Source organism: Hyphomicrobiales bacterium (genome assembly GCA_016710435.1).
Lineage (GTDB): Bacteria > Pseudomonadota > Alphaproteobacteria > Rhizobiales > Aestuariivirgaceae > Aestuariivirga.
In genome coordinates, this window is record JADJVV010000001.1 from 1098998 (window position 1) to 1125415 (window position 26418).

27 protein-coding genes are annotated in these 26418 nt (G+C 63.5%); 11 read left to right on the plus strand and 16 right to left on the minus strand.

The genetic code is table 11. The features are described from left to right. Nucleotides 1-16: 16 nt before the first annotated feature. Nucleotides 17-1255: a hypothetical protein gene (locus IPM06_05335; GenBank protein ID MBK8769835.1), complete on the minus strand. Its 1239-nt coding sequence runs from the start codon at nt 1253-1255 to the stop codon at nt 17-19. A 302-nt stretch (nt 1256-1557) separates the two neighbouring features. Between IPM06_05335 and IPM06_05340 the strand changes: the two genes are divergently transcribed. Beyond that, nucleotides 1558-1983, plus strand: coding sequence for a lytic transglycosylase domain-containing protein (locus IPM06_05340; GenBank protein MBK8769836.1), 426 nt, complete (start codon nt 1558-1560; stop codon nt 1981-1983). Here the strand turns inward: IPM06_05340 and IPM06_05345 are convergent. From IPM06_05345 to IPM06_05355, 3 genes are read right to left on the minus strand one after another with little or no spacing between them, the layout of a single operon-like run. Beyond that, nucleotides 1962-2564, minus strand: coding sequence for a GNAT family N-acetyltransferase (locus tag IPM06_05345; protein MBK8769837.1), 603 nt, complete (start codon nt 2562-2564; stop codon nt 1962-1964). The two genes, IPM06_05340 and IPM06_05345, sit on opposite strands and share 22 nt — an antisense overlap. Before the next feature lie 46 nt (nt 2565-2610). Beyond that, nucleotides 2611-2877 (minus strand): 50S ribosomal protein L27, encoded by a 267-nt coding sequence (gene rpmA, locus IPM06_05350; GenBank protein MBK8769838.1) that lies wholly within the window; start codon nt 2875-2877, stop codon nt 2611-2613. Nucleotides 2878-2903: 26 nt separating this feature from the next. Further along, complete coding sequence (locus tag IPM06_05355; protein MBK8769839.1) at nt 2904-3554, minus strand: 50S ribosomal protein L21; 651 nt, start codon at nt 3552-3554, stop codon at nt 2904-2906. A 250-nt stretch (nt 3555-3804) separates the two neighbouring features. On the opposite strand from IPM06_05355, the gene IPM06_05360 reads away from it, so the two are divergent. Next, nucleotides 3805-4740, plus strand: a complete 936-nt coding sequence (locus IPM06_05360) for a hypothetical protein (GenBank protein ID MBK8769840.1) — start codon at nt 3805-3807, stop codon at nt 4738-4740. Here IPM06_05360 and IPM06_05365 read toward each other — a convergent pair. Next, on the minus strand, nt 4730-6700 hold the full coding sequence (locus IPM06_05365) for a protein meaA (protein MBK8769841.1): 1971 nt from the start codon (nt 6698-6700) through the stop codon (nt 4730-4732). The two genes, IPM06_05360 and IPM06_05365, sit on opposite strands and share 11 nt — an antisense overlap. A 91-nt stretch (nt 6701-6791) precedes the next feature. Further along, nucleotides 6792-7130 carry a hypothetical protein gene (locus IPM06_05370; protein ID MBK8769842.1) on the minus strand — a complete coding sequence of 113 codons (339 nt, stop codon included), beginning with the start codon at nt 7128-7130 and terminating at the stop codon, nt 6792-6794. 203 nt (nt 7131-7333) lie between these two features. On the opposite strand from IPM06_05370, the gene ccrA reads away from it, so the two are divergent. Next, a complete protein-coding gene (gene ccrA, locus IPM06_05375) occupies nt 7334-8623 on the plus strand; it encodes a crotonyl-CoA carboxylase/reductase (protein MBK8769843.1) in 1290 nt (429 codons plus the stop codon). Nucleotides 8624-8636: 13 nt separating this feature from the next. Here ccrA and IPM06_05380 read toward each other — a convergent pair whose 3' ends face one another. Next, entirely contained in the window at nt 8637-9521 is an 885-nt protein-coding gene (locus IPM06_05380) for a YihY/virulence factor BrkB family protein (protein ID MBK8769844.1), read from the minus strand. Between the two features lie 99 nt (nt 9522-9620). Between IPM06_05380 and IPM06_05385 the strand changes: the two genes are divergently transcribed. Further along, a complete protein-coding gene (locus tag IPM06_05385; protein ID MBK8769845.1) occupies nt 9621-10517 on the plus strand; it encodes an EamA family transporter in 897 nt (298 codons plus the stop codon). Here the strand turns inward: IPM06_05385 and IPM06_05390 are convergent. The 4 genes from IPM06_05390 to IPM06_05405 form a co-directional block, all read right to left on the minus strand. Further along, entirely contained in the window at nt 10483-10833 is a 351-nt protein-coding gene (locus IPM06_05390; GenBank protein ID MBK8769846.1) for a DUF1232 domain-containing protein, read from the minus strand. The genes IPM06_05385 and IPM06_05390 overlap by 35 nt on opposite strands. A gap of 54 nt (nt 10834-10887) precedes the next feature. After that, complete coding sequence (locus IPM06_05395) at nt 10888-11082, minus strand: twin transmembrane helix small protein (GenBank protein MBK8769847.1); 195 nt, start codon at nt 11080-11082, stop codon at nt 10888-10890. A 47-nt stretch (nt 11083-11129) separates the two neighbouring features. Then, nucleotides 11130-11957, minus strand: a complete 828-nt coding sequence (locus IPM06_05400) for an SDR family oxidoreductase (GenBank protein MBK8769848.1) — start codon at nt 11955-11957, stop codon at nt 11130-11132. A 94-nt stretch (nt 11958-12051) separates the two neighbouring features. Then, the gene (locus IPM06_05405; protein MBK8769849.1) at nt 12052-13683 is read right to left on the minus strand and encodes an acyl-CoA dehydrogenase family protein; all 1632 of its coding nucleotides are present in this window, start codon (nt 13681-13683) and stop codon (nt 12052-12054) included. 190 nt (nt 13684-13873) lie between these two features. On the opposite strand from IPM06_05405, the gene IPM06_05410 reads away from it, so the two are divergent. The 6 genes from IPM06_05410 (at nt 13874) to IPM06_05435 (ending at nt 18527) form a co-directional block, all read left to right on the plus strand. After that, a complete protein-coding gene (locus tag IPM06_05410) occupies nt 13874-14386 on the plus strand; it encodes a hypothetical protein (GenBank protein ID MBK8769850.1) in 513 nt (170 codons plus the stop codon). 7 nt (nt 14387-14393) lie between these two features. Beyond that, complete coding sequence (locus IPM06_05415) at nt 14394-15140, plus strand: phosphodiester glycosidase family protein (protein ID MBK8769851.1); 747 nt, start codon at nt 14394-14396, stop codon at nt 15138-15140. Between the two features lie 13 nt (nt 15141-15153). After that, the gene (gene rlmN / locus IPM06_05420) at nt 15154-16353 is read left to right on the plus strand and encodes a 23S rRNA (adenine(2503)-C(2))-methyltransferase RlmN (protein MBK8769852.1); all 1200 of its coding nucleotides are present in this window, start codon (nt 15154-15156) and stop codon (nt 16351-16353) included. Further along, the gene (locus IPM06_05425; protein ID MBK8769853.1) at nt 16350-16820 is read left to right on the plus strand and encodes a hypothetical protein; all 471 of its coding nucleotides are present in this window, start codon (nt 16350-16352) and stop codon (nt 16818-16820) included. The genes rlmN and IPM06_05425 overlap by 4 nt, the downstream gene beginning before the upstream one ends. An 84-nt stretch (nt 16821-16904) precedes the next feature. Next, complete coding sequence (locus IPM06_05430; GenBank protein ID MBK8769854.1) at nt 16905-17198, plus strand: hypothetical protein; 294 nt, start codon at nt 16905-16907, stop codon at nt 17196-17198. A 108-nt stretch (nt 17199-17306) separates the two neighbouring features. Next, on the plus strand, nt 17307-18527 hold the full coding sequence (locus IPM06_05435) for an argininosuccinate synthase (protein MBK8769855.1): 1221 nt from the start codon (nt 17307-17309) through the stop codon (nt 18525-18527). Nucleotides 18528-18577: 50 nt separating this feature from the next. Here IPM06_05435 and IPM06_05440 read toward each other — a convergent pair whose 3' ends face one another. The 5 genes from IPM06_05440 to IPM06_05460 form a co-directional block, all read right to left on the minus strand. Next, the gene (locus tag IPM06_05440; GenBank protein ID MBK8769856.1) at nt 18578-19600 is read right to left on the minus strand and encodes an ABC transporter permease; all 1023 of its coding nucleotides are present in this window, start codon (nt 19598-19600) and stop codon (nt 18578-18580) included. Between the two features lie 15 nt (nt 19601-19615). Continuing rightward, entirely contained in the window at nt 19616-21163 is a 1548-nt protein-coding gene (locus tag IPM06_05445) for a sugar ABC transporter ATP-binding protein (GenBank protein MBK8769857.1), read from the minus strand. 46 nt (nt 21164-21209) lie between these two features. Continuing rightward, nucleotides 21210-22157 (minus strand): substrate-binding domain-containing protein, encoded by a 948-nt coding sequence (locus tag IPM06_05450; GenBank protein ID MBK8769858.1) that lies wholly within the window; start codon nt 22155-22157, stop codon nt 21210-21212. A gap of 226 nt (nt 22158-22383) precedes the next feature. After that, nucleotides 22384-22989: a L,D-transpeptidase gene (locus IPM06_05455; GenBank protein ID MBK8769859.1), complete on the minus strand. Its 606-nt coding sequence runs from the start codon at nt 22987-22989 to the stop codon at nt 22384-22386. A 5-nt stretch (nt 22990-22994) separates the two neighbouring features. Further along, the gene (locus tag IPM06_05460; GenBank protein ID MBK8769860.1) at nt 22995-24797 is read right to left on the minus strand and encodes a dihydroxy-acid dehydratase family protein; all 1803 of its coding nucleotides are present in this window, start codon (nt 24795-24797) and stop codon (nt 22995-22997) included. Between the two features lie 143 nt (nt 24798-24940). Between IPM06_05460 and IPM06_05465 the strand changes: the two genes are divergently transcribed. Next, a complete protein-coding gene (locus IPM06_05465) occupies nt 24941-26413 on the plus strand; it encodes an NAD(P)-dependent oxidoreductase (GenBank protein MBK8769861.1) in 1473 nt (490 codons plus the stop codon). The last annotated feature ends 5 nt before the right edge of the window (nt 26414-26418 follow it).

Genomic DNA, 26418 nt, shown 5'->3' on the forward strand with positions numbered 1-26418 from the left:
GGAACCGCAAGCTGCCTCAGGCCGCGCCACGGGCCCGGGCGAGCCGTGGAAAGCGCCGCGCCAGCCGCGCCACTAGCCCGTGCTGGTCGATCCAGGCGCTGTAGGCCCGGTAGTCGGCATCCTGCATCAGTTGCGCCTCCTCCGTACGCGCCCGCACCACATAGATGAGGTTGCCCAATGCCAGGGCCACGCAATTGCCGATCGCCGCCGCGGGGCTGCCGTGGGGAATGAAGGGGATGGCGATCAGCCAGAAGCTCACGCACTTGGCGATATAGGCGGGGTGCTTCACGAAGCGGTACGGACCGTTGGTGATGATGCCCCGGTTGGTGAGGTTGGAAAAGCGTATGCCGAAGGACAGCGTGGCCCAGGCATAGACGGCGACACAGAACAGAACCGCCGCTCCCCAAGCGTACCACAGCACCGGCGTCTCCCACAGCCAGGCGCCCCACTCCAGCCCGTCGTCGTAGTTCAGGAAATTCTGCCACACCGCCGGCCAGAAGGGCGGATAGCAAACAAGGCAGATGACCCATCCCAGGAGCGTGGTCTGGATTGTCTTGATGTGGGTGTTGAGCAGCTTCAGGGTGGCGAGGTAGCCGATGCTGGCGAAGCCCACGTCGATGAAATAGAGCCCGTCGAATATGAGCGAGAAGCCGGCCGCCTGATCCCTGAAGGTTGCCGCCAGATCGAGCGGCAGCAGGTTCTTCAGGTTCGAGAGCGCGAACGTGACCATGAGGGGCGCGAAGAAACCCTTGAGCACCCAGCCCAGCACGTATTGCCGGGCCGCATCGCTGAGAGGCGCGGGAAAACCCCTGAGGGTGCCGCTGCCGATCTCCCACAGCTCATCCTGCTTCTCCGGCAGAAGCGCATCGGCCACGAACAGGTAGACGAGCGCCAACACACAGAGACCCGCATACCACCACGGGCCATCGGGCAGGAGCGGCAGCACGAAGGTCTCGGCAAATCCCCGGAAGACGATGTAGGCGGCGCAAAGCCCGGCCAACAGCGCCGCGAGCCCCACCGCTTTCACCGCCACCCGCGCAACATTTGGCTGCCAGTCTTTCCGCGCGGCCTCGACAATCCGGGGCAGTTCCGCCCCCACGAAGGGGATGGCGATGCCGCTGCAGATGAGAAACAGGGCAAGTTTTGGCGGGAAGGCCTGCACTTTGGACAGGGAAAAAGCCCCGGCGCCCAATGCAAGCGCACTCCAGGCGCTGGCCTGGCTGACGGCGGAAAGGGGCCGTGAGGTGCTGTCCATCCCCGGGATTCTTATGAGATTCGCATTCTCTTGCGCAACCGAAGCCTGTTTTCGCACCGCATCCTGCGCAACCCTGCCCCCAAACATCCGGAATCTGATAGCGTTAACTAAGAGTTAACGAAGTTGTTGCATCGCAGCAACACAGGAATGACAAGGTATTTTCGGGGGTCTGATCCTTATTGCGGTCACATTTGGACAATGTAAGATCTCCATTCAAGACAGGCGGCTGTCATGAGGCACGCCACTCCTACTGGGAGTGACGTCTGAACTGAACAACGAATGCCTGAAGGGGGTATTACCATATGAATAAGTACTTCAAGTCTGCTGCAGTTCTGTCAGCACTCTACTTCGGTCTACTTTCAACGACCGCATCTGCCGGCGAAACAGAAATGGTTTCGATGATCAAGGCGCTCGCACCCGCCCATGGTGTGCCAACCTGGTTTGCACTGCGCATCGCCAAGGTTGAATCGAACTACAATCCGCACGCCCGCGGATCCCACGGTGAACTGGGCCTGTTCCAGCTGAAGTGCGCCACGGCGCGCGAAATGGGCTTCCGTGGCAATTGCACGACGCTTCTCAATCCGTCCGTCAACATCCAGTACGGCCTGAAGCACCTTGCCCTTGCCATTCGCAAGTCCAACGGCAACCTGAAGCTCGCGGCCTCCAAGCACAACGGCGGCCTTGGCCGCAAGAAACTCGTGGCCTCCTACGTCGCCAAGGTGTTTTGAACGCCTTGACGCCAGCGTTCCCGTGACAGGCTGAGGTTTGTCACGGGCACTTCCCGCCCCTGCGCCTTGGAATAACTGCTGCACGGGCCGGTCACTTCAAATCCCAGCTTCACCAGGATGCGCGCCGAAGCGGCGTTGTCGTTGTGGTAACAGGCGATGAGTTCGCGGTGGCCTTCCCGCCCGAAGGCGTCATCGACCATGGCGCGGCCCGCCTCGCTGCCGATGCCTTTTCCCCACATCGCTTGCGAATACCAGTAGCCAAGCTCGGCATTGTCCGAGGCTTCATGCCATTCATAGCTGATGACGCCGATCAGCTGTCCGGGCGAGGTCTTTTCCTCGACGCCGGCAATGCGCGAGCGGGCAACGCCTGACGCCGCGAAGTCCAGGAATTCCAAAGCATCGCTGCGGTGGTAGGGATGGGGAATGCGCGCCGTGTTGCGCGCGATGGCAAAATCATTGAGTTCGCGCACCAGCACATCAGCATCCTCCGCGCGCAACGGGCGCAGGATCAGCCGGGCGGTTTCAAGATCGTTCCACACCATCGCCTCCACAACGAAAAAAGGGAGGAGATGGTGTTCCATCTCCTCCCGGACTGCAATGCCGGATGATCCGGCAGAAGCGCTTGCGTTATTCCGCTGCCTTGGGGGCAACGACAGACACGAGCTGCTTGTTGTCCTTGGTGCCGCGGAAGGTCACGGTGCCGGCGACCATCGCGAAGATGGTGTGGTCACGGCCCATGCCGACGCCCGTTCCCGGGTGCCACTTGGTGCCGCGCTGGCGCAGGATGATGTTGCCGGGAATGGCCTGCTCGCCACCGAACAGCTTTACGCCGAGACGGCGGCCAGCGGTGTCGCGGCCGTTGCGGGATGAACCGCCTGCTTTTTTGTGTGCCATGGATCAGTCTCCTTGGATCAATTCGATTAGGTGCGGGCGCGGTCGGTCTTGGCGCGGGGCGGCTTGCCGGCGAGGAGTTCCTTCGCCTGCTCGATCCATTCCTCGCGGCCGATGCGGCCCTTCTGCTTCAGGTGGGCTTCGGCCTTGGCCACGTCATCGGCGCTCATGGCGGCGATGGAGGCGAAGGTGTTGTAGCCCAGTTCGCGCATGCCCGTTTCCATCTTGGGGCCAATGCCGCCAATGAGGGAAATGTCATCCGACTTGCCTTCACCCACGGGCGCGGCGAGCGGCTGGGCGGCAGCGGCCGGAGCGGCCTTGGCTTCCGCCTTCTTCTCGGCCTTGGCCTTGGCGGCCGGCTTCGCACCACCTGTCAGGATGTCGGTGATCGTCACCGACGTCAGCAACTGGCGGTGGCCGTTGCGGCGGCGGTAGTGCTTGCGGCGGCGCTTCTTGAAAATATAGACCGTGTCGGCCTTCTCCTGGGCGGCGATTTCGCCGACCACGGTGGCGCCGGCCACGAAGGGCGCGCCAATTTCAACCGAACCGCCGTTGCCGACCATCAGCACGTTGTCGAACGTGATCTGGTCGCCGGCGGCGCCGTCGAGCTTTTCAATGGTGATCTTGTCGTTGGCGGCAACGCGATACTGCTTGCCGCCCGTCTTGATGACTGCGTACATTCTCTTCCTTCTTTCCCGCGCCGGACGGAGCCGCTTTCTAACCCGTTGGAAAAGCGGTCTTTTTCAATATTGCTTCCGAAGAAGCCGGGCACCCTGGGGCAGCGCAATGGGCTTGGACAGCATGGTTGCCGCCAAAGTCCGTGGCTGAATGGCGAATTCACCCTGAAAAGTCAAGTCTGGCGGCAGGAGCCCGCCGGGGCCTTGCATGCCGCCGGAGTTGTGGTTTCATGGGGCCTCCGGAGGGCTCCCGATGTTGCGTCGTATTCTGGCACTGTGCCTGGCCTTGGCCCTTGCGATGGCATTTGCCCTTGAGGCAGATGCGGCCGGCAAGAAAAAGAAGAAGCCGGCCCCGTCCACTCCGGCGGTGGCGAAGCCCATCTATGATGCTCCCATGCGGGTTGTCATCGTGCAGGCGGACAGCCGCCACTGTACCGCCATCTGCCCGGAATGGATTGCCGCCGAGGGCGAGATCACGCCCGCAACTCCCGCCCTCTTCGCCAAGGTGTTCAAGCAGATGGGCAAGCGCAAGCTGCCCATCCTCATCCGTTCACCGGGCGGCTCCATCCGCCATGCCATGCAGATCGGCCAGATGATCCGCAAGCGCGGCCTCGACGTGGCGGTGGGCTATACTCTCTATTCCGGCTGCGCCCCCGACAAGAAAGACTGCAAGCTGCCCGAGGGCCGCGCTGGCGTTTATGAAGGGGTCGCGCTTGAATATAACGCCTGGTGCAATTCCGCCTGCCACCTCGTGCTGGCCGCCGGCACCCACCGTCTCGCCGGACTGGGAACCTACGTCGGCGTGCACCAACCCCGCACCGTGTGGACCCGCGAGATCATCACCTACCGCGAGCGCTACCGCATCGTGAAGGGCAAGAAGAAAGTGATCGATCGCAAGATCGTCAGCCGCAAGCCGGACAAGTCGAAGGTGACGTATGGCATCTACAAGGGCCTGAAGAAGGAACTGACGGCCTACTACAGGCAGATGGGAATTGACCTCGCCATCATCACCGAAAGTGAGAAGGCGGAATTCAAGTCCATCAACAACCTCACCAAGGATCAGCTCGAAAAGCTGCACCTCCGCACCAACGCCGGTGGAGTCGCCCTCCTCATGGGCAACGACCTCTGCAAGTCCACACCCATGCCGGGGAATTGCGTGGCCTCTCCTGCTGGCGCGCTCACCCAGTAGCGCGCTGCTCCATCAACCCCACCAGCCCGTCCATGATCCTGTTCAGGTCGTAGTCCTTGGGTGTGTAGATGGCGGCGGCGCCGAGTTGCTTGAGCACGTTTGCGTCGTCGTCCGGGATGATGCCGCCAACCACGACGGGGATGGAGATGTTCCGTGCACGGAGTTTCTGCATGACGTCGCGCACCAGCGGCACATGGCTGCCGGACAGGATCGAAAGGCCGAGAAGCTGCACTTTTTCCGCCACCGCCCGCTCCACCAGCTCGTCGGGCGTCATGCGGATGCCGTCGTAGATGACGGACATGCCGATGTCGGCGGCGCGGGTTGCGATCTGCTCGGCACCGTTGGAATGGCCGTCGAGTCCGGGCTTGCCCATGAGGAATTTGGGTGCGACCCCAAGGGCTTGTGCAAGTTTTGCCACACGTCCCTGAAGCGCCTCATGTGAAGCATGAACGCCGTCATGGGGGCGGAGGCTCACGCCCGTGGGCGCGCGGAACTCCCCGAACACCTCACGCAAGGCGCTGCCCCATTCACCCGTTGTGACGCCAGCCCTGGCGCAGGCAATGGAGGGCTCCATGATGCTGCGGCCTTCCGCTGCCGCTTGCTTCAGCGCCGCGAGAGCCGCGGCGGCAGCCTTGCAGTCGCGCATCGCCCGCCACGCCTTGAGGCGTTCGATCTGGCCGAACTCCACATCGTCCTTCACCGTCATGATGGCATTGCCGGAGGCAAGCGGCGACGGCTCGCTGGAGGTGAAGACGTTGACACCGACGACCTGTATCTCGCCTGACTCGATCGCTTGCAGGCGTGCCGTGTTGGAGGAAACGAGCGCCTCCTTCATGTAAGCGAGCCCCGCCAGGGAGGCCGCGCCGCCTTGCGCCGCCACCGCTGCCATTTCCGTCCGGGCCTCCGCCTTCAGCGCCTCCACCTTGGCGGCAATCACGCTGCTGCCGTCGAAGATGTCCTCGTGCTCAAGCAGGTCCGTCTCGAAGGCCATGATCTGCTGCATGCGGAGCGACCACTGCTGGTCGAAAGGCCGCGGCAGGCCCAGCGCCTCGTTCCACGCCGGCAACTGCACCGCGCGGGCGCGCGCCGTCTTCGACAGCACCACGCCCAGCATCTCGATGAGGATGCGATAGACGTTGTTTTCAGGCTGCGGCTCGGTGAGTCCGAGCGAATTGACCTGCACGCCATAGCGGAAGCGGCGGAGTTTTTCGTCGGCCACACCGTAGCGCTCCCGCAGCATCTCGTCCCAGAGATCGACGAAGGCGCGCATCTTGCAGACTTCCGTCACAAAGCGGATACCCGCGTTGACGAAGAACGAGATGCGGCTGGCAACGATGGGGAAGGCTCCGGCGGCAATCTCGGGCGAGGCCTTGCAGGCATCGAGCACGGCCGTGGCCGTGGCGAGCGCGAAGGCAAGTTCCTGCGCCGGCGTCGCACCCGCTTCCTGCAGATGGTAGGAGCAGATGTTGACGGGGTTGAACTTCGGCATCTCCCGCGTGGCGAAGGCAATGGTATCGACCGTCAGGCGCAACGAGGCCTCCGGCGGAAACACATAAGTGCCACGCGCCAGATACTCCTTGATGATGTCGTTCTGCGTGGTGCCCTGCAGCTTCTCGCGCGGTGCCCCCTGCTCCTCCGCCACCGCCACGTAGAGCGCCATCAGCCACGCCGCTGTGGCATTGATGGTCATGGAGGTGTTCATCTCGGCGAGCGGAATGCCATCGAAGAGGGCCCGCATGTCGCCGATGTGCGAGATGGGCACGCCGACCTTTCCCACTTCGCCCCGCGCCCGCGGATCATCGCTGTCGTAGCCCGTCTGCGTCGGCAGGTCGAAGGCCACCGACAATCCGGTCTGGCCCTTGGACAGGTTGGTGCGGAACAGCCGGTTGGAATCTTCCGCCGTGGAATGCCCGGCGTAGGTCCGCATCAGCCAGGGACTGTCCTTGCGGCGTTCAGACATGGAAGCCCCGGCGGTGGGAAACCCGATCGTGTTGCATTGCAGCAGGGAAGCATGGCGGTTGCGGTGCCGCAACCCCACTTTGGTGCAGCCTTCAGCCGCGCCCTTGCCCCGAACTTCCGGTCTTGAGCAAGAGCAGCAGCAGGAATGCCACGATCATCTGCCCTGCGACGGCAAACACGATCGCCGTCTGCATCTCGGTCGCGCCCGCGAGATGCAGGTCGCGGCCCAGGTAGTTTGCAAAAAGGCCGGAGACAAAGAGGAGGATGAAGCACAAGGGCAGCGTGAACATGCGGCTTCCCGCCGTGAAGCCCGTGAGCACAAAGGACGAGCAGGCCGTGAAGGCAAGCAGCGTCACCGTGGTCACGCGTGACGGCGACCACATGGTGAAGCCGCTGTAAACGTCCCAAACGGCGTCAAGAACCTGTTCCATCAGTCCGGCCCCCCGTCCCGCATGCAGATGATCAATGGTATCCCGACGCGCCGAACGCCGGTTGCGCAATGTGGTCCGCAACCTGCGACAACGTCAAGATGCCGCGTGGTCGGGGGCCAGTCCTGCCATGGACTAATGGTGCAATGCAAAATAGGTTGGACTGGCGCAGACTGATCTCCTGTTTCCCAGCCGTGAGGACCTCCATGACCGCAGCCGCCAGCACGCTCCCCTCCTCGACCGACCAGGGCCGGGCAAAGGACGTCTATGCCATCGGCAAGATTCCGCCTCTCGGTCAGGTGCCGGCGCAAATGCATGCCTGGTGCATCCGCCAGGACCGCCACGGGCCGCCCGATACGGCGATGCAGGTGGAGGTCGTTCCGACGTGGGAGATCGGCGAGGATGAATGCCTCATCCTCGTGATGGCGGCGGGCGTGAACTACAACGGCGTCTGGGCCGCGCTGGGCAAGCCCATCTCGCCCATCGACGGCCACAAGAATCCCTTCCACATCGCGGGCTCGGACGCCTCGGGCGTTGTCTATGCCGTGGGTGCCAAGGTGAAGCGCTGGAAGGTGGGAGACGAGATCGTCGTCCACTGCAATCAGGATGACGGCGACGACGAGGAGTGCAATGGCGGCGACCCCATGTTCTCGCCCTCGCAGCGGATCTGGGGTTACGAAACGCCGGACGGCTCCTTCGCCCAGTTCGCCCGCGTGCAGGCCCGCCAGCTCCTGCCCAAGCCGAAGCACCTCTCATGGGAGGAAAGCGCCTGCTACATGCTCACCCTCGCTACCGCCTACCGCATGCTCTTCGGCCACCGCCCGCATGTGCTGAGCGCGGGCCAGAGCGTGCTGGTGTGGGGCGCCTCGGGCGGGCTCGGCTCCATGGCCGTGCAGCTTGCAGCGACGACAGGTGCAAGCGCCATCGGCGTCGTGTCCGACGAGGACAAGCGCGACTTCGTGCTCGGCCTCGGTGCCCGTGGCGTCATCAACCGCAAGGACTTCAAATGCTGGGGCGCCATGCCCGAGGTGGGCACACCCGCCTACAATGACTGGCTGAAGCAGGCCCGCGAATTCGGCAAGGCAATCTGGAACATCACCGGCAAGGGCAACAACGTCGACATGGTGTTCGAACATCCGGGTGAGTCGACCTTCCCGGTCTCGATCCTCGTGGTGAAGCGGGGCGGCATGGTTGTGATCTGCGCCGGCACCACGGGCTACAACCTGACCATGGATGCGCGGTACCTGTGGATGCACCAGAAGCGCGCCCAGGGATCGCACTTTGCAAATCTCATGCAGGCCTCCGCCGCCAACAAGCTGGTCGAGGCCCAGCGCATTGATCCCTGCATGTCGGAGGTCTACGGCTGGAACGACATCCCCCTCGCCCACATGAAGATGTGGAAGAACGAACACCGCCCCGGCAACATGGCCGTGCTGGTCTCAGCGCCGCGCGCCGGACTGAAGAGCTTCGAGGACACGCTGGAAGCTGCGGGGTGAGGCTTCCGCCCCCTCACTCCCGCTTGTCCGGTTTTTCCGGAACCGTGTCGGTTGTCTGCAACAGGTCGATGACGCGGTTCACTTCGCCCCCAAGGATCAGAACCAGCGCGGAGAGATAGAGGAAGAACATGGCGGCAAACAGCCCGGAGAGCGAGGCGTAGGTGGAGGCGAAGGAGTTGAACTCCAGCAGCCACCAGGAAAAGCCCAGCGCCATCACGCCCCAGATGATGACCGTGACGAGCACGCCCGGCAGCAGGCGCCGCAGCGGCAGCCGCCGCGCCGGCAGCGCCACATGGGCGGCAAAGACGCCGGCAAAGATCAGCAGCAGCGCCAGCGGAATGCGCATCTGCTGCAACTCCGCAAAGCGCGCCACCGCCTCGACGCCGTGGGTGGCTGCATAGCGGAGTGCCAGTGGCAGCAGCACCAGCAGGACTGAAAAGGCAAGGAACAGCGCCGCCGCACCCACAACGAAGAGGATGTCGATGAGATAGATGAGCCAGCCCGAGCGCTGCTCTTTCAGGTCATAGGCGCGGTTGAGGCCGACGCGCACCGAATCCACACCCGCCATGGCGCTCCAGATCGTCAGCAATGCAGCGAGGCTGAGGAGGTCGGCGCGCGGCACCGTGAGGATGGAGCGGATCTCGCTCGCCAGCGGTTGCACCACCGCCGGAGGAACGACCCCGATGATGAAATCGACAGCCGCCCGCGACTGTTCCTCCGTGCCGAAAAATCCGGCAAGCGCCGTGAGGAAGATGAGGAACGGAAAGATCGAGAACAACATGCGGAAGGCGATGTTTCCGGCGAGCGGCACGGCCTCGTCGGCGAAGAGACGCCTCAGGCTCTCCACGGCGAGGCGCACCGGGCTGATGCTGGGCGTGGCGCTGCTGTTCTTGGTCATGCCGTCACCCTATCCCCCGTTTGCAGTGCGCGCCATTGCAGCCTTTGCATTCGCCTTTGTACGCAAAGACGGGCAAGAGGTTTAGTCCAAGAGGCTTCAATGGCATCGCGCTTCGTCAAACCCTTCATCGCCGCGGCACCCGCCCTCTTCGTGGTGATGTGGGCGACGGGCTTTGTGGTGGCAAGGCTCTCGGCGCCTCATGTGGAACCCTTCACCTTCCTTGCCCTGCGCTTTCCCCTGGCTGCGGCCCTCTTCGCCGCCATCGCCGTGGCCGTGAAGGCGCCATGGCCCGGCTTTCGCCCGGCGTTGCATGCGACGGTGGCGGGCAGCCTCATTCATGCGGTCTACCTCGCACCCATCTACTGGTCGGTGGCCCATGGCCTTCCCGCAGGCGTCTCGGCGCTGATCGTGGGATTGCAGCCGCTCCTCACCGCCTTCCTCGCGGCAGGACTGGTGAAGGAACGGATTGGCCCCCGCCATTGGCTCGGACTCACCGTGGGACTTGCGGGCGTGGGCCTCGTCCTTTCTCCAAAACTCTCCTGGGCGACGGTTGACGGCATCACCCCGGCGACGACACTGGCCACCTTCGGCGGCACCATCGCCATTGCGCTGGGCACGGTTTACCAGAAGCGCTTCGCCAGCGCGCTGCACATCGCCAGCGGCGGAGCCTGGCAATATGTCGGTGCAAGCCTGGTGATGTTTGTGGCCGTGGCGCTGTTCGAGAAGGGCCGCTTCGATGGCAGCTTCAATGCCTGGTTCGCGCTGGCGTGGTCCGTACTGGTGCTGTCGCTGGGAGCGATCTCGCTGCTCATGATCCTCATCCGTGAAGGGGCCGTGGCCAAGGTCTCGAGCCTCATCTTCCTCGTGCCCGGCGTTGCGGCAGTGATGACATATGTGCTGTTCGGCGAAACCCTGACGGCGGTGCAGGTGCTCGGCATGGCCGTCTGCGCCGCGGCCGTCCTTATTGTGAACCGGCGGCCACCGTCCCGGACCTGACTTCATCCAGCATGGCCCGTGCCTTGTCGCGGTGCGCTGGCGTGATGTGGCGCCGCACCAGCGTCACCGCCGCCATCAGCACGGCCATGTCGTCGGTGAATCCGAGCGCCAGGATCATGTCGGGAATCACGTCGAAGGGCAGGATGAAATAGGCAAGCGCACCGAACAGCGTGCCTTTCACTTTCAGCGGCGTGGCGGGATCAGTGGCGCAATACCACGCGGCGAGCAGTTCATCGGCAAAGGGAAGCTGTGCGGCATGGCGGGTGAGCTTCGGCCAGAAGCCTTCGCGCACCATCTGTTCGTCCTGACCGGCCATGAGCAACCCTCCCTGTTCCAAGGAGACTTGCAGATGGGAATTCGTCCGCCGGAATCAAGCCCCGCGCTGGCTCAGCCACAGGGCGAGCATCAGCACGATGATCGCGCCGAATTGCAGGAGCACGCGCCAGCGCATGAAATTCTGCGAGCGGTTGGGCGAGCCGCCGCGCATCATGTTGGCAAGGCCAAGGACAAGAACCACCGCCACGGCGGCAACGACAGCAAAACTGATCAGGCTGGTGAAAGTCATGGGCAAGGGACCTAGCCGCTTTCGGCGGGCTTGCCAATCGGCCTGCTTCAGCTGTGCCGGTTGGCAAAGCGGTCGAGAAGTCCCGACGGCAGGATGCGCCGCATGAGCGCTGCCACGTGCGTGGGGATGGTCACATAGTAATGCGCCCGCGGATTCGGTTTTTCCAGCGCGAGGATCAGCTTCGCCAGCACCGCTTCGGGCGGCAGCTTGAAGCGGCTGTTGCCGCCCCGGTCCAGCCGCCGCCGCTGCGCCTCGAAATCCGCCTTGTAGTTGGAGTGTGTCATGTCGACATTCTTCTCGAACGCCGCGCGCGCGTTCTTCACGAAGGCCGTGGCGATGGGGCCAGGATTGATGGTGACCACCCTGATGCCGCTGCCGCGCAGCTCCAGCCGCAGCGTGTCTGTCAATCCTTCCAGCGCAAACTTGGACGCATTGTAGGGCCCGCGATATTTGAGCGCGAGAAGTCCCAGCACCGAAGAGCACTGCACGATCCGCCCCTCGCCGGCCTTGCGCATCATCGGCAGCAGGGCCCGTGTCAACTGATGCCAGCCGAACACATTGGCCGCGAACTGTTCCTCCAGCACGGCGCGCGTGATGTCTTCAACCGCCCCGGGCTGGCCATAGGCGCCATTGTTGAACAGCGCGAAGAGGACGCCGCCCGTGCGCCTTGCCACCTCGGCCGCGCAAGCTTCCACGCTGTCGGGAAAGCGGTAATCGAGCGCGATGGCCTCCAGGCCTTCCTCTTCCAGCCGCTTCAGGTCTTCAGGTGTGCGTGCCGTCGCAAACACCCGGTAGCCACGCGCCTTCAGGCCCAGCGCGCACGTGTGGCCGATGCCCGTCGAGCAGCCGGTGATGAGGATGGACTTCTGGGTCATGGTGGCTTCCTACGCGGAGGAACGTGATTTGCACAGACGGACCGGCATCTGCCTTTTCAATGTCCCCTGGCCTTCGTCATGCCGACGGGAACACTCAATTCGCGCCGTCCAGCAGCCGCCGCGCGATCACCTGGGCCTGGATTTCGGCCGCGCCTTCGAAGATGTTGAGAATGCGCGCGTCGCACAGCACGCGGCTGATCGGGTATTCGAGCGCAAAGCCGTTGCCGCCGTGGATCTGCAGCGCGTTGTCGGCGTTGGCCCAGGCGACACGGGCGCCCAGCAGCTTTGCCATGCCGGCCTCCACGTCACAGCGGCGGCCCTCGTCCTTGGCGGCGGCGGCGCGATAGGTGAGAAGCCGCGCACCATGGGTCTCCGCCGCCATCAGCGCCAGCTTGTCGGCGACGCGCGGGAAGTGGATGAGACTCTTGCCGAACTGGACACGGTCCTGCGCATAGGAGAGGCCGAGGTCGAGCGCGTTCTGCGCCACGCCAACGGCCCGCGCCGCCGTCTGGATGCGGGCCGATTCAAACGTCTGCATGAGTTGCTTGAAACCCTGGCCTTCCACGCCGCCCAGAAGGTTTTCCGCCTTCACCTCAAAATCCTCGAAGCGGATTTCGAATTCCTTCATGCCGCGATAGCCGAGAACTTCAATCTCGCCGCCGCTCATGCCCTGCGCGGGGAATGGATCGGCATTACTGCCGCGCGGCTTTTCGGCGAGAAACATGGAGAGGCCCTTGTAGCCGGGTTCCGCCGGGTTGGTGCGGGCAAGCAGCATCATCAGGTCGGCACGCACCGGATGGGTGATCCACGTCTTGTTGCCCGTCACCTTGTAGACATCGCCGCCGCGCACGGCGCGTGTCTTGAGCGAACCGAGGTCTGAACCTGTGTTGGGTTCGGTGAAGACGGCGGTGGTCAGGATTTCACCGGATGCAATCCGCGGCAGCCAGTGCTGCTTCTGCGCCTCGGTACCGCCGCAGAGAATGAGTTCGGAGGCGATCTCGGCGCGTGTTCCGAGCGAGCCCACGGCGATCCAGCCCCGCGACAGTTCTTCCGAGACCACGCACATGGATTGCTTGGAAAGCGCCAGCCCGCCGTAGACCTCCGGCAAGGTGAGCGCGAAGACGCCAAGCCCTGCCAGTTCGGACATGATCTCCAGCGGCACATAGGCATTGGCGCGGTGCCAACCATGGGCGTGGGGCGCCACCTTGTCGGCGACAAAGCGGTTCATGCTCTGGCGCATGTCCTCCAGCGCCGGATCAAGGCCTGAGGAGCCGAGGATGTCGGAGGCCGCCTTGCCCGCCAGCTCCGCCGAGAGGGCGGCACGGGAATCTGTCCCGTTGCCGTTGCGGAACAGCGGCAGCGCACGAATCGCCGCGAGGGATGACTCCGCCAGCCCAAGTTCATGCGGGCGGATCACTTCCTGCTGGTTGAGGGAGATGCCACCCGCAACCTGATTGAGATATTCCCCGGCAAGGACGCGGGCCAAAAGCCCATCGGCGATGCTGTAGGTGCCTGCGGCCGTGAGCCGTTCCGCATGATCTGCCAGCGCCGCCAGCGTTTCGGTATAGGTGGCGAGCCAGGCGATGCCGTGGGCGAGGTGCTGCTCGCGGTCGAAGCCCTCTGCCGTGCGGTCGCCGGCAAGTTTCACACGCAGATGCGCAATCGCTTGCGGCACAAGTTTCGCCACGCGCCCGTGGGCCTCACGCAACTCCACCGCAATCGTCACAGGCCGTCTCCCTTGTCAGTCCGGGCAGGAAGACTAGGGGCAGCCATGCTGCGCCGCAACATCGCCTTTGGTCGCTCCCGCACAAGATGTGTGCGGCAGGTCTTGCCCCATTTGGGCCGGAATTTTCCGCTCTAGGGCAACGTGCCTCACCGTTACGTCCTGTTAACGGGTTGGAACCTATGGTTAACAAATGATGATGCGCGGCATTTTTCCAGTTGTTTTGATTTCCCTCGGGCTTGCGGGCGCGGCCCTGGCCCAATCCAGCGACGAGCCCAAGAAGCTCGGTGCCTTCAAGGACTGGCAGGCCTTCACCTACAAGGCGCCGGATTCCAAGGTGTGCTTTGCCTTCTCCGAACCGAAGAAGAGCCAATCCACCCGCGAAGCGAAACGCGGTCCCATCCGCTTCATCGTGACCAATTATCCGGGCCGCAAGGTGAAGGGTCAGATCTCCACCATCATCGGCTATCCCTTCAAGGATGGCACGACGGTGAAACTGACCATCGACGACAAGACCTTCACCCTCTTCCCCGTGGGCGACACCGCCTGGGCCGAGAAGGATGATGCCGACATCGTGGCCGCCATGAAGGACGGCACATCACTCAAGGTGGCGGGCATTTCCTGGAAGGGCACTGAAACCACCGACAGCTATTCGCTGGCGGGCATATCTGCTGCGATCGACGAGATCGACAGCGCCTGCAAATAGGTCTGCGATGACGGCGCGGAATATATTGGCGGTGCTCTTGCTGGCGCTCTGGCCCATGGCCATGCCGGCTGCGGCGCAATCCGCCTGTTCGACCGAGGAGCACGAGGGGACGAGCTTCGATGTCTGCCGCTTCGATCCCACCCGGCAGCCGCTCGAACTCTACAACCTCGGCGACGACGGCGAACCCATCGCCACCTTTTCCGGCCTCGCGCAACAATTGGCGGGTGACGGCAAGCGCCTGACCTTCGCCATGAATGCAGGCATGTTCGACGACAAGCTGCGCCCCATCGGCCTTTACGTCGAGCATGGGCAGACGCAGAAGAAGCTCAATCGCCGCAACGGCTACGGCAACTTCCACCTGAAACCGAATGGTGTGTTCCTGCTGGAGAATGGCAAGGCGGCGGTGATGGAGACGGAAGCCTTCGTGAAATCGGGCCGCAAGCCCGAATTCGCCACGCAATCAGGCCCCATGCTGGTCATCAACGGCAGGATCCACCCGAAGTTTTCAGAAAGCGGCACTTCCGCCAAGGTGCGGAACGGCGTCGGCGTCACGGCCTCGGGCGAAGTGGTATTCGCCCTTTCGGAAAATGCCGTGACCTTTCACCAGTTCGCCCGCTTCTTCCGTGATGCGCTGGGCACGCCCAATGCGCTGTTCCTGGACGGCACCATCTCCAGCCTCTATTCGACCGATCTGCGCCGCAATGATGGCTACCTGCCTCTGGGACCCATGGTCGGCGCCTACGAAGTGAAGTAAAGGGACGGCCGAAATGGCCACACTGATATCCAACCTGCCCGAACGCTACATCCAGAATGACCTCCGTCCGTCGCTGGTGGGGCTTTCGCGCGCGCAACTGATGGAGATGCTGGCCCGCGTCGGCGTGCCCGAGAAGCAGCGCAAGATGCGCGCCAACCAGCTCTTCCACTGGATCTACCACAAGGGCGTAACCTCGTTCGGTGCCATGAGCAACATCGCCCGCGAATTGCGCGACAAGCTGGACGAAGCCTTCCAGATCGCCCGGCCCGAAATCGTCGCCGAACAGAAGTCCAATGACGGCACCATGAAGTGGCTGCTCCGCCTCGCCCCCGATGAACGCGGCCAGCGCCACGAAATCGAGACCGTCTATATCCCGGAGGCCGACCGCGGCACGCTGTGCATTTCATCGCAAGTGGGCTGCACCCTCACCTGCACCTTCTGCCACACCGGCACGCAGACGCTGGTGCGCAACCTGACGGCGGAAGAAATCGTCGGCCAGATCATGCTGGCGCGCGACCGCATCAGGGACTGGCCGGAAGACCTCGCCGCCAATCCGGCACCGCCCTCCTCGGGCCGCTACATCACCAACGTGGTGCTGATGGGCATGGGCGAGCCGCTCTACAACTTCGATCACGTGAAGCAGGCGATGGAGCTTGCAAGCGACGGCGAAGGACTCTCGTTGTCGAAGCGACGCATCACCCTCTCCACATCAGGCGTCGTGCCCGAGATCGCCCGCGCCGGAGACGAGATCGGCACCATGCTGGCCATTTCCCTGCACGCCACGACCGATGAGATCCGCAACACCCTCGTGCCCCTCAACAAGAAATATCCGCTGGCCGAACTGCTGCAGGCCTGCCGAACCTACCCCGGACTTTCCAACGCGCGCCGCATCACCTTCGAATACGTGATGCTGAAGGGCATCAATGATTCCCCCGCCGACGCCAAGCGCCTGGTGAAGCTGCTCGCCGGCATTCCCGCGAAGATCAACCTCATTCCCTTCAATCCCTGGCCAGGCACGGCCTACGAATGTTCCGATTGGGAAACGATCGAAACCTTCGCCGAGATCGTCAACAAGGCGGGCTACGCCAGTCCCGTGCGCACGCCGCGCGGCCGCGACATCATGGCCGCCTGCGGCCAACTGAAAAGCGAGAGCCAGCGCCTCAGGGCGAAGGACCGGGGCGCGCTCCCGGGAGATGCCGTCACAAACCCATGACCGCCGCCGTCCTGCGCTATTGCCGGCTGGCCGTCGCATACGCGCTGAGTGCGGCCGTGGCCGGGCTTCTGATTGGCGTGCTGTTTGCCGTGGCTGGAGAAGGCGTCCCGGATACACCCTGGTATGTGCTGGCTGCCTTCGCCGCCCTGTTTATGGCGATCTGGGCGGCCCTTCCCGCCCACGCCATCGTCCTGGTCGCGGAATGGCGCGCCATCCGCAGCCCTTGGCTCTATGTGGGCTTTGCCATGCTGGTGGGAGGCATTACCGGCGCGGTTCTGCGCCTTACGCCGTGGATGCCGTGGGCAGGTCTGGCCGCCGGCATCGCCACCGGACTGACCTTCTGGGCCGTTGCCGGACGTTCTGCCGGGGACCTCATTGCGAAGGGAAAGGCGGGCACCTTTCTGTTGCTGCTGCTGGCGGCATCGGCACTGGCCACGGCGGCAGTGACGTGGCTCTACGCGCTCTAGTCCCCACTCTCCTGCAACCCCCACTGTTCCTCTTTCCCAAAAGCAAGCTATAGAGGTTGCACCGGGGCTCAACGAGGACAACCAATGCTCAAGAAACTTGCCATCGCAGCAGGCATGATGGTGCTTGCCACCCTTCCGGCCCGTGCCGAGGTGATCGACATCTCCACCATCAAGTGCTCTGACCTCGCCACCATGACCGACGACGAAGCCAGTTATCTTCTGATCTGGCTGCACGGCTATTACGGCGGCAAGGCGGGCGACACCACGATCGACATGGAATCCTTCGAGGCCGCCGGCAAGGAAATCGGCGCGGCCTGCGGCGCCTCTCCCGATCTCGGCCTGATGACCGTCATCAACCAGATCGACAACGGGCAGTAATGTCAATCCGGCGGGTGAGGCCGAAGGCGGCCTTGCCTGCCCATTTTTGCAAGTGTAAGGCGCATGCCCGAAGCTGCTGCCCCTTCCGTGGGCCATCCGGGAACCATCATGTCGAAACAGAAAATCCGCAAAGTCGTGCTCGCCTATTCCGGCGGACTGGATACCTCCATCATCCTCAAGTGGTTGCAGACCGAATATGATGCGGAGGTCGTGACCTTCACAGCCGACCTCGGACAGGGCGGCGAACTCGAGCCTGCCCGCAAGAAGGCCGAGTTGCTCGGCATCAAGGAAATCTTCATCGAGGACCTGCGCGAGGAATTCATCCGCGACTTCGTCTTCCCGATGTTCCGCGCCAATGCCGTCTACGAGGGCGTCTATCTGCTGGGCACGTCCATCGCCCGTCCGCTCATTGCCAAGCGCCTGATCGAGATCGCCGAACAGACCGGAGCCGACGCCATCTCCCACGGCGCCACGGGCAAGGGCAACGACCAGGTGCGCTTCGAACTGACCGCCTATGCCCTCAACCCCGACATCAAGATCATTGCACCCTGGCGCGAGTGGCAGTTCAAGAGCCGCACCGACCTGATCGAATTCGCCGAAGCCCACCAAATCCAGGTGGCCAAGGACAAGCGCGGCGAGGCGCCCTTCTCGGTTGACGCCAACCTGTTGCACTCCTCTTCGGAAGGCAAGGTGCTGGAGGACCCGTGGGAAGAGCCGCCGCCTTACGTCTACCAGCGCACCATTGCGCCCGAGGATGCGCCCGACACAGCGACCTACATCGAGGTGAGCTTCAAGAACGGCGATGCGGTGGCGATCAACGGCCAGGCCATGAGTCCCGCCACGCTGTTCACCGAATTGAACCGCCTCGGCCACGACAATGGCATCGGCCGCCTCGACCTCGTGGAAAACCGCTTCGTCGGCATGAAGTCGCGCGGGGTCTATGAGACCCCCGGCGGCACCATCCTCGGTGTGGCGCACCGCGCCATGGAATCGATCACGCTCGACCGCGAAGCCGCCCACCTCAAGGACTCGTTCATGCCGCGCTATGCGGAACTGGTCTATTACGGCTTCTGGTTCGCGCCCGAGCGCGAGATGCTGCAGGCAATGATCGACAAGAGCCAGGAGCATGTGGAAGGCGACGTCCGCCTGAAGCTCTACAAGGGCAATGTCATCGTCGTGGGCCGCCGCTCGCCCAAGTCGCTCTACAAGAACGACCTCGTCACCTTCGAGGACGACCGCGGCGCCTACGACCAGAAGGATGCCGCCGGCTTCATCCGCCTCAATGCGCTCCGCCTGCGCACACTGGCGGCGCGCAAGCGCAATACCTGACGAACCATCATTTTGAGACTACGAAGGCCACCTCCGGGTGGCCTTCTGCTTTAGCCCCGCTTGCGGCGGGATTTGGCGAAGGTGTCGAAGGCCACCGCCAGCACGATGATGACACCGATGATGATCTGCTGGATGTAACTGGAGACATTCATCAGCACGAGGCCATTGAGCAGCACGCCGATCAGGATTGTTCCGATCACCGTGCCGAAGATGGTGCCAACGCCGCCGAAAAGACTGGTGCCGCCGATCACGACGGATGCGATGACGGTGAGCTCATAGCCCGTGCCCGCCACGGCCTCTGCCGAGTTGAGGCGCGCCGAAAGCACGAAGGCGCCCAATCCCGCGAAGAACCCCATGATCACATAGACGCTGCAGATGATGGCATTGACATTGAGGCCCGACAGCCGCGCCGCCTCGGGATTGCCCCCCACCGCATAGACACGCCGGCCGAAGCGCATGTAGCGCAGCACCACATGGGCAATGGCGGCCGCGACAAGAAAGATGATCACAGGCACGGGCATGGGTCCGATCTTGCCCTGTCCCCACCAGGTGAAGGCCTTGTCGAATCCGCTGATCGGCCCACCCGCCGCAAACAGCAGCGCCGCGCCACGGAAGACCGACATGCCGCCCAGCGTCACCACGAAGGGCGGCACCTTGAGGCGTGTGATGGAAAAGCCTTGCAGGTATCCGCCGATCAATCCCACGATGATAGCGGCCAGCGCCGCGAGCGGCCAGCCGTAGCCCACCGCATCATCGCCCACGGTGAAACGGTCCTGCATGCCGCCCTTGGCCACCGCGGCGGCCACTAGCCCCGCAAAGGCGAGGAGCGAGCCCACCGAGAGATCGATGCCGGCTGTGAGAATGACGAAGGTCATGCCGATGGCGAGGAGCCCGGTGATCGACACCTGGCGCATGACGTTGAAGAGATTGATCGAGGAGAGGAAGCGCGGCTCCATGATGGCAAAGATCGCCATGAGGACGAGCAGGAAGATGAGCGGGGCGAAACGCGCAATGAAGCCGAAGGCATCGAAGGATGTATCGCGCGTGCTGGGCGGAAGGCCGGTCGTGGACATGGCGCGTGTTTCCTCTCAGGCAGCCTTTGGTTTGGAAAGCGTCATCAGCGTCATCAGTTGTTCCTGCGTGGCACCGGGGCCCGGCACGTTTCCGGTGACGCGCCCCTCGCGCATGGTGACGATTCTGTCGGCCAGCGCCAGGATTTCCGGCAGCTCCGATGAGATGACGATGATGGCAATGCCCTCCCGCGCCATCTCGATGAGCAGGTTGTGCACCTCGACCTTGGCGCCGACGTCGATGCCGCGTGTCGGTTCATCGACGATCAGCACGCTGGGCCGCAAGGCGAGCCAGCGCGCCAGCACCACCTTCTGCTGGTTGCCGCCGGAGAGGTTGCCGACCAGTTGCTCGTCCGACGTCATGCGGATGTTGAGCTTGCGGCGGTAGTCTTCGACGAGATCCTTTTCCCGCCGTACGTTGATGAAGGACCCCCACCCGGTGATGCGGTCATGAGCAGCCATCGACAGGTTGGTGCGGATGGCGAGTCCGAGGAACAGCGCCTGCTGCTTGCGGTCTTCGGGAACGAGGCCGATGCCGTGGGCAATGGCGTCGGCCGGACTGGCGATGGCAACGGCCCTGCCGCCCACGCGCACCTCGCCGCTGTCGAGCCTGTCGGCGCCGAAGATGGCGCGCGCCGATTCCGTGCGGCCCGCCCCGACAAGGCCCGCGATGCCGAGGATTTCACCCTTGTGTACGGAAAAGGAGACGTCGTGGAGTTCGATGGCACTGGCGTCGGTGGCCTTGCGGCGGCGGGTGAGGTTGCGCACCTCCAGTGCCACCTCCGCCGTGGCGCTGGTATCCTGCCGGTGGGCAAGGAGGCCCACATCGCGTCCCACCATCATGCGGATGATGCCTTCGATGCTCGTGTCGGCGACGCGCCCCTGGCCGACATGGTGTCCGTCGCGCAGGACCGTGTAGCTGTCACAGATCTCGAACACTTCATCCAGCCGGTGCGTGACAAAGATGGTTGAAATGCCGTCGGCCTTCAGGGCCCGGATGATGGCGTAGAGTTTCTCGACCTCTGACCTGCTGAGCGCGGACGTGGGTTCATCCATCACGATGATCCGCGATTTCATGGAGAGCGCCCGCGCAATCTCCACCATCTGCTGCTCGGCCACGGCCAGGTCGCGCACCCGCGTCGCGGGACTGCGGTCGAGTCCGATCCGCTTCGACAATTTGCGCGTCTCTTCCTCCATCTGGCGATGGCTGACGAAGAAGCGTGATCCCAGTTCCCGGCCCACGAACACGTTTTCGGCGATGCTCATGTCGGGCGCCAGGGTGAATTCCTGGTAGATGGTCACGATGCCGGCGCGCTGGGCTTCCTGCGGCGTTGCAAACACCACGGGTTTTCCGTCGAGGGCAATCGTGCCGGAGTCGGGTGCCTGCGCACCGGAGAGAATTTTCAGCAGCGTGGATTTGCCGGCGCCGTTCTCGCCGAGAAAGGCATGAATTTCGCCAGTACCCACCGCGAAGTCCACGTTCTCAAGCGCCTTCACGCCCGGAAAGGACTTGGAAATGCCCGTCATGCGCAGCAGGGGCGGCCCGTCGTCGGAAGGAGTCTGCATGGGAGGCTCCGGCCGGGTCATTGCCCGGCCGGAAATCCGGATGCTGTTACTTCACTTCGCCCAGGCGTTCGGCGATGTTGAGATTGTCCTTGGTCACGGCCACGGGCGTGATCAGGTGGACTTGCTCGGCAGGCTTCGTGCCATCCTTCAGGAAGGCCACCAGCGTCTGCACGCCGAGCGCGCTCTGTTGGCCCGGGAACTGCTCGATCGTCGCCGTGAGGCCGCCGTCACGGACCTGCGCCAGTGCCTCGGGCAGGGCGTCGAAGCCGATGATGGCGATGCCCGTGAGATTGCGGGCCTTCACCGCTTCCATGGCGCCGAGCGCCATGTCGTCGTTGGCAGCCACGATCACCTTCGGCGGCTCAGCCAGACCGGAGAGGGCGGCTTCCGTCACCGACAGGCCCTTGTCGCGGGCGAAGCCTGCCGTCTGCTCGAACACGATCTTGTACTTCGCATCGCCGTCCAGCACGTTATGCAGGCCCTTGTTGCGGTCGATGGCGGGCGAGGCACCCGATTGTCCCTGCAGGTTCACGATGGTCGCACCATCGGGATAGAGCTGCTTGATGAGATTGCCCTGGGCTTCGCCGCCCTTCACGTTGTCGGCGCCGATGTGGCCGAGAATGCCTTCAACCGAAGGCACGCGGCGGTCAACGGTGACGACGGGAATACCCGCTTCCACCGCCTGTTGCAGCGCCGGTGCCATGGCGTCCACTTCATTGGGGCTGATCACGATGCCTTTCACGCCCTGCGCGATGGCGGCTTCGATATCCGCCGTCTGCTTGGGAGACGAAACCTGGCCGTCGCTCTCCACGGCTTCGTAGCCCTGCTTGCCAATCTCCGCCTTGAAGGCATTCATCATGTGAACAAAGAACGGAAAGCTCAATCCCGGCACAGACGCCAGGATCTTGTCAGCGGCCAGCGCCACGGTGGCACTGCCGAGCAGCGCGGCCGCGGCCACGCCTGCTACAAGTGTACGTCGGGTAATGCGCGTCATCATGTTTGTCTTCCTCCCATTGCCTGTTGGCACGCGTAGCATGCGGCAAACTGATATAACAGTTAAAGGGTGGTAAGAGTATGGCAGTTATGCGTGATGGAGGGTGCAAACGATGTTGCGGCACAACACGTGCGCCGCACAAAAATGTGCGCCGCAACGGAACCGGAAGTTGTCTTGCGCCGGCTCCGCTCCGGGAAACCATTCCGTACACGGACGGTTTCGGCGATCACCTGACGAATACACGAGCCCCCACTGGCACACTGCCGTAAAGCTCGAACACGTCTTCGTTCAGCATGCGGAAACAGCCGGAGGATGCGGCCTTGCCGATGGACCACGGTTCATTCGTGCCGTGGATGCGATAGAGCGTGTCGCGCCCATCGCGATAGAGATAGAGTGCACGCGCACCCAGCGGATTCTCCGGCCCGCCCTTCACCTGCACCGGCAGCTTGGGATTGCGCTGGCGCATGCCGGCGGTGGGCGTCCACGTCGGCCACCTGGCCTTCCGGCCCACCACCGTCGTGCCGGACCACCCCACGCCCTCGCGTCCCACGGCAATGCCGAAGCGGATCGCCTTGCCCTGTCCCCCGATGACGTAGAGATGCCGCGCGGCCACATCGACCACCACAGACCCCGCCTCTTCACGGCCGTTCCAGCGCACATCCTGCCTGCGAAAGGCCGGCGGGATGCGCTCCAGGTTCATCAACTGGATGTCGAACGGTTTCTCGGGGATGATTCCCGTCACCCACTCGGCTTCATTCAGGTCCTTGCGCGCAAGGGCCGGTGACGCCAGCAGCGCGCTTGCGGCACCCGCGAGGAACAGCCGTCTCTTCATCCGGGTCAGTGATTGTCCCGTGGGACCGGATGAACCTTCGCCACGCGCTGGAACTTGGTGGCGCCCTTCATCACCATGCCGTTGGACAACTGGTCCACCTCCTTGCGGAAGATTTCCTGCCACGGCGTCTGCGATTCCGGCACCTTGTAGCCGCCGTTCTTCTCAAGCTCTTCGCGGCGCGTCTTCAATTCCGCTTCACTCACCAGCATGTTGCAGTCGCCGGTGTTGAGGTCGACGCGCACCATGTCGCCATTCTTGAGGAGCGCCAGGCCACCGCCTGCCGCAGCTTCCGGCGAGGCATTGAGAATGGAGGGCGAGCCGCTGGTGCCCGATTGCCGGCCATCGCCGACGCACGGCAGCGACCGCACGCCCTTTTCGAGGAGATAGCTCGGCGCGCGCATGTTCACCACTTCCGCCGCACCGGGATAACCAAGCGGGCCCACCCCGCGGATGAAGAGAATGGTATTCTCATCCACGTTGAGCGTCTTGTTGTCGATGTTGGCATGATAGTCTTCCGGCCCGTCGAAGACGATGGCCTTGGCCTCGAAGGCATTGGGGTCCTTCGGGTTGGAGAGATAGCGCTGCTGGAATTCCTCCGAGATCACGCTCGTCTTCATGATGGCGGAATCGAACAGGTTGCCCTTCAGCATCTTGAATCCGGCGCGCTTCTTCAGCGGGTCATTGAATTCGCGTATCACCTTGCGGTTCCAGGAGAACTTGCCCTTGCAGTTTTCACCCAGCGTCTTGCCGTTGGCGGTGATGCAGTCTTCGTGGATCTTTCCGGCGGCAATCAGCTCCGCGATCACGGCAGGAACGCCACCGGCGCGATGGAAGTCCTCGCCCAGGTATTCGCCTGCGGGCTGCATGTTGACCAGCAGCGGAAGATCATGGCCCTGCGTTTCCCAGTCGATCACATCGAGCTGAAGGCCGAGATGGCGTGCAATGGCATTGAGGTGATTTGGCGCATTGGTCGAACCGCCAATCGCGGTGTTGACGCGGATGGCATTCTCGAAGGCCTTGCGCGTCATGATCTTGGAGGGCGTCAGGTCCTCATGCACCATCTCGACGATGCGCTTGCCCGTCTCGAATGCCATTTGCCCACGCTCGCGATAAGGCGCGGGGATAACCGCATTTCCGGGAAGACACATGCCCAGCGCCTCCGCCAGCGAGTTCATGGTCGAGGCCGTGCCCATCGTATTGCAGTAACCGGTGGAGGGTGCCGACGAGGCCACGAGATCAACGAAGCCGTTGTAGTCGATTTCGCCGGTGGCGAGTTTTTCGCGCGCCAGCCAGACGATCGTTCCGGAACCCGTGCGCTGGCCCTTGTAGTCGCCGTTCAGCATCGGACCGGACGAGAGTGCGATGGCCGGAATATCAACCGTTGCCGCCGCCATCAGGCAGGCCGGCGTGGTCTTGTCGCAGCCGATGGTGAGCACCACGCCATCGATGGGATAGCCGTGCAGCACTTCGACGAGCGACAGATAGGCGAGGTTGCGGTCAATCGAGGCGGTGGGGCGCTTGCCCGTTTCCTGGATCGGATGGATCGGAAATTCCAGCGGAATGCCGCCCGCCGCCGTGATGCCGTCGCGCACGCGGCGCACCCAGTCCACATGGGCGCGGTTGCACGGGCTGAGGTCGGAACCCGTCTGCGCGATGCCGATGATCGGCTTGCCGCCCTGCAACTCGCCTTGCGTGAAGCCGTAGTTGAGATAGCGCTCGATGTAGAGCGCCGTCATGTCGGCATTGGCAGGATTGTCGAACCAGGCCTGCGAGCGGAACTTGAGGGGTTTGGCGGGGGATTTGGACATGAGGGGCCTCGGAGCGGTGAATTGTCATACAAAACATAAGCGGAGGCAGGGCCTCGCGTCCACCCGATTCAGAAATTTGACCATTTGAACAAAATCTGCCAACCTTCGCGAAAATATAAAAACAGTCTCATGGAGGAGACCCGATGGCTGCCAAGAAGAAAGCTGTCAGCAAGGCCGTTGCCCGCCGCGCAGTGCGCAAGGCCGTGGCCAAGGCCGTGAAGACGGTCACAAAGGCCCAATCAAAGATCCAGTCCAAGGCTGCGGCCCCACCGGCCCCGCGCAAGGCCGTACGGCCTCCCGACATTCATCCCGCGCGTCTGCAGAAGCAGGATTACGCCATCAATTTTTCCGATCTGCACCCGCGCCTCACCGATCACGAGGCCCTGGTGGAAGCAGACCGCTGCTTCTTCTGCCACGACGCGCCGTGCCAGACGGCCTGCCCCACGTCGATCGACATTCCCATGTTCATCCGGGAAATCCAGGGCGGCCATCCCAAGTCGGCCGCGAAGACGATCTTCGACCAGAACATCTTCGGCGGCATGTGCGCCCGCGTCTGCCCGGTGGAAACGCTCTGCGAGCAGGTCTGCGTGCGCAACACCTCGGAGGGCAAGCCCGTCAAGATCGGCATGCTGCAGCGCTATGCCACCGACGCCGCCATGGCCGAACGGAAGCACCCCTATTCCCGCGCGAAATCCACGGGCAAGACGGTGGCCGTGGTGGGGGCCGGTCCCGCCGGCCTCGCCTGCGCCCACCGCCTCGCCATGCGTGGCCACGATGTGACCGTGTTCGATGCGCGGCCCAAGGCGGGCGGCCTCAACGAATACGGCATCGCCTCCTACAAGGCGGTGGACGATTTCGCCCAGAAGGAAGTGGACTTCATCCTGTCGATCGGCGGCATCACCGTCGAGCATGGCAAGGCGCTGGGCAAGGACCTGAAACTCGCCGACCTGCAATCGCGCTTCGGTGCCGTCTTCCTCGGCCTCGGCCTGCAAGGCGTCAATGCGTTGGGTACCAGGGACGAGAACAGCAAGGGCATCGAGGACGCCGTCGGCTACATCGCCGAACTGCGCCAGTCGAAAGACCTTGCGAAGCTGCCCGTCGGCCGCAAGGTGCTGGTGATCGGCGGCGGCATGACGGCGATCGATGTTGCCGTGCAATCGAAGCTCCTCGGCGCCGAAGAGGTGACAGTCCTCTATCGCCGCGGCCAGGAGCAGATGAAGGCAAGCCGTTTCGAGCAGGAGCTCGCCCAGACCCGTGGTGTCAAGATCAGGCATTGGGTGGCGCCACGGAAGGTTGTCGTTGTGGAAGGCCGCGCCCGCGGACTCGTGTGCGAATACATGAAGGACCAGAAGGGCAAGCTCATCGGCACCGGCGAGACCTTCACCCTCGAGGCAGACATGATCTTCAAGGCCATCGGCCAAACCTTCATCGATGTGAACGGCGGCAGCCTCGGCCTCGATGGCGGACGCATCCGTGTCGACGCCGACCGCCGCACCACGGTGCGCGGCATCTGGGCAGGTGGCGATTGTGCCGCTGGCGGAAACGACCTCACCGTCGCCGCCGTCGATGATGGCCGCCGTGCCGCTGAATCCATTCACGCCTTCCTGAACGCCTGAGGAGA

Excerpts from the sequence above, each read along its gene's own strand:
- IPM06_05335 (MBK8769835.1), bottom strand. The coding sequence starts at position 1,255 with ATGGACAGCACCTCACGGCCCCTTTCCGCCGTCAGCCAGGCCAGCGCC.
- IPM06_05340 (MBK8769836.1), top strand. The coding sequence starts at position 1,558 with ATGAATAAGTACTTCAAGTCTGCTGCAGTTCTGTCAGCACTCTACTTC.
- IPM06_05345 (MBK8769837.1), bottom strand. The coding sequence starts at position 2,564 with ATGGAACACCATCTCCTCCCTTTTTTCGTTGTGGAGGCGATGGTGTGG.
- rpmA (MBK8769838.1), bottom strand. The coding sequence starts at position 2,877 with ATGGCACACAAAAAAGCAGGCGGTTCATCCCGCAACGGCCGCGACACC.
- IPM06_05355 (MBK8769839.1), bottom strand. The coding sequence starts at position 3,554 with ATGTACGCAGTCATCAAGACGGGCGGCAAGCAGTATCGCGTTGCCGCC.
- IPM06_05360 (MBK8769840.1), top strand. The coding sequence starts at position 3,805 with ATGTTGCGTCGTATTCTGGCACTGTGCCTGGCCTTGGCCCTTGCGATG.
- IPM06_05365 (MBK8769841.1), bottom strand. The coding sequence starts at position 6,700 with ATGTCTGAACGCCGCAAGGACAGTCCCTGGCTGATGCGGACCTACGCC.
- IPM06_05370 (MBK8769842.1), bottom strand. The coding sequence starts at position 7,130 with ATGGAACAGGTTCTTGACGCCGTTTGGGACGTTTACAGCGGCTTCACC.
- ccrA (MBK8769843.1), top strand. The coding sequence starts at position 7,334 with ATGACCGCAGCCGCCAGCACGCTCCCCTCCTCGACCGACCAGGGCCGG.
- IPM06_05380 (MBK8769844.1), bottom strand. The coding sequence starts at position 9,521 with ATGACCAAGAACAGCAGCGCCACGCCCAGCATCAGCCCGGTGCGCCTC.
- IPM06_05385 (MBK8769845.1), top strand. The coding sequence starts at position 9,621 with ATGGCATCGCGCTTCGTCAAACCCTTCATCGCCGCGGCACCCGCCCTC.
- IPM06_05390 (MBK8769846.1), bottom strand. The coding sequence starts at position 10,833 with ATGGCCGGTCAGGACGAACAGATGGTGCGCGAAGGCTTCTGGCCGAAG.
- IPM06_05395 (MBK8769847.1), bottom strand. The coding sequence starts at position 11,082 with ATGACTTTCACCAGCCTGATCAGTTTTGCTGTCGTTGCCGCCGTGGCG.
- IPM06_05400 (MBK8769848.1), bottom strand. The coding sequence starts at position 11,957 with ATGACCCAGAAGTCCATCCTCATCACCGGCTGCTCGACGGGCATCGGC.
- IPM06_05410 (MBK8769850.1), top strand. The coding sequence starts at position 13,874 with ATGATGATGCGCGGCATTTTTCCAGTTGTTTTGATTTCCCTCGGGCTT.
- IPM06_05415 (MBK8769851.1), top strand. The coding sequence starts at position 14,394 with ATGACGGCGCGGAATATATTGGCGGTGCTCTTGCTGGCGCTCTGGCCC.
- rlmN (MBK8769852.1), top strand. The coding sequence starts at position 15,154 with ATGGCCACACTGATATCCAACCTGCCCGAACGCTACATCCAGAATGAC.
- IPM06_05425 (MBK8769853.1), top strand. The coding sequence starts at position 16,350 with ATGACCGCCGCCGTCCTGCGCTATTGCCGGCTGGCCGTCGCATACGCG.
- IPM06_05430 (MBK8769854.1), top strand. The coding sequence starts at position 16,905 with ATGCTCAAGAAACTTGCCATCGCAGCAGGCATGATGGTGCTTGCCACC.
- IPM06_05435 (MBK8769855.1), top strand. The coding sequence starts at position 17,307 with ATGTCGAAACAGAAAATCCGCAAAGTCGTGCTCGCCTATTCCGGCGGA.
- IPM06_05440 (MBK8769856.1), bottom strand. The coding sequence starts at position 19,600 with ATGTCCACGACCGGCCTTCCGCCCAGCACGCGCGATACATCCTTCGAT.
- IPM06_05445 (MBK8769857.1), bottom strand. The coding sequence starts at position 21,163 with ATGCAGACTCCTTCCGACGACGGGCCGCCCCTGCTGCGCATGACGGGC.
- IPM06_05450 (MBK8769858.1), bottom strand. The coding sequence starts at position 22,157 with ATGACGCGCATTACCCGACGTACACTTGTAGCAGGCGTGGCCGCGGCC.
- IPM06_05455 (MBK8769859.1), bottom strand. The coding sequence starts at position 22,989 with ATGAAGAGACGGCTGTTCCTCGCGGGTGCCGCAAGCGCGCTGCTGGCG.
- IPM06_05460 (MBK8769860.1), bottom strand. The coding sequence starts at position 24,797 with ATGTCCAAATCCCCCGCCAAACCCCTCAAGTTCCGCTCGCAGGCCTGG.
- IPM06_05465 (MBK8769861.1), top strand. The coding sequence starts at position 24,941 with ATGGCTGCCAAGAAGAAAGCTGTCAGCAAGGCCGTTGCCCGCCGCGCA.